Annotated in this window: 1 protein-coding gene; it reads right to left on the reverse strand. The window is 69.8% G+C overall.

Features of this window, described 5'->3' with window-relative positions; genetic code table 11:
- The coding region (locus tag GKN89_RS24230) for an autotransporter outer membrane beta-barrel domain-containing protein (RefSeq protein ID WP_154747914.1) at nt 1–1,498 on the reverse strand (1,498 nt) is incomplete at both ends.

Consider the following 1,498-nt stretch of genomic DNA (forward strand, 5'->3'; position numbering starts at 1 on the left):
CCACCACGAACGGCGCGTTGCCGCCGTTGAACCGCAGACCCGTGCCACGCTCCACTCCACCGTACTGGTGTTGCCACCCCAACTCGCTGCGCAGCGCCACCGTCGTGCCCGGGTTCACCTGCCATGCGGTGTCCGCGCGCAGGCCCAGCGTCGACACCGTCGCATCGGTATGCTGCTTGTCGCCGCGCAGCGCCGCCGCGCCACCGCTCTCCCCGATGCCGTTGTTCTCGAAGTTCACGTACGCCAGGTTCACGAACGGCTCCAGGTTCAGCCACTCCCCTTTCACGCTATAGCCCGCTTCCGCGAACAGTTGCTCGGTGCGCGCGCTGTACTTCGCCGTGTCACGGTCCGACTGCATCCCGTAGTTCACCGACCGTTTGGTGTCGATGCGGTGCCAGGTGTAGCCCGCACCGCCGCGCAGCGCCAGCGCACCGAACTGCTTGTCGCCGTACGCCGCCAGGTGGTAGTTGTCGCTGTCCGCCTTCGACCCGTACCCGCCGTGCAGCGAGGTGCGGGTGTAGCCGGTCGCTACCCCCAGCCGCCCGTCGTCCGCAACCGCCGAGTCCAGCCCGACCAGCACCCCGTAGGTCGAGGCCTGGTAACCCGTGGCGTTGGCGTCGCCCGACGCGTGGTCCCACGCCCCCAGCAGCTGCGCCCAGGCACCGCCCTCGTCCGCCTTGATGGCCGACGAACTCGCCAGCCCTTCCGCCTGACGCAGACGCCCGTTCAGCGCCTCACGCAGGTAGCGGCTGTCGTTCACCAGCGCCGACGCGATGTCCGCATGGATTTGCCCCGACAGCTGGCGGAACGCCTGCCGTGCCTCGCCCGCCGTGCCGCTGTTGAGAATGCTCTCGTAGACCGGGTTGCCCGCCGCCAGCGCATCCGCCGCCGCCGCGACCGCCCGCTCGTTCGGCGTCTGCGCCACGCTGGCGAAGCTCGTGCCGTTGCGCCCGACGCTCAGCGTCACTCCGGTCGGCTGGTAGCTCAGCCCGGTGCCGAGGAACAGGTAGTTCGGTGCCACCGCGTCAAACTGCCCGCTCACCCCCTGCTGCGCCGTCAGGATGGTGTACTGCTGGCCCAGCAGGCTGCGCACCTCGCTCTCCGTCAGCAGGTTGGGGCTGTTCTCCAGCGTCACCGCCACCTCGCCGCCGCCGATCGTCGCCGAGCCGCTGCTCTGGAGCCGATCGCTCTGGCCGTTCGGGCCCACTTCCACCGCGTAGCGCGACCCCGGCTCGAAGCTGACGTTGCCGGCCACGTTCAGGGTGCCGATCGAGTTGCCCGGCGCCACGGTGCCGCCACTTCGTGCGGTCAGTGAACCGACCGTGCCGCTGCCGCCGACGATACCGCCGTTCTGCACGCTGACATCCGAGGTGACCGAGCCGTTGATCGCCAGCCGCCCCTGATTGACCAGCGTCGGGCCGGCATAGGTGTTGGTGCCGGTCAGCACCAGGGTGCCCACGCCCTCTTTGGTCAGGCCGCCGTGGCCGGAGATGTCGTT

This window comes from Serratia sp. YC16, from assembly GCF_009707615.1.
Classification (GTDB): Bacteria; Pseudomonadota; Gammaproteobacteria; order Enterobacterales; family Enterobacteriaceae; genus Serratia; species Serratia surfactantfaciens.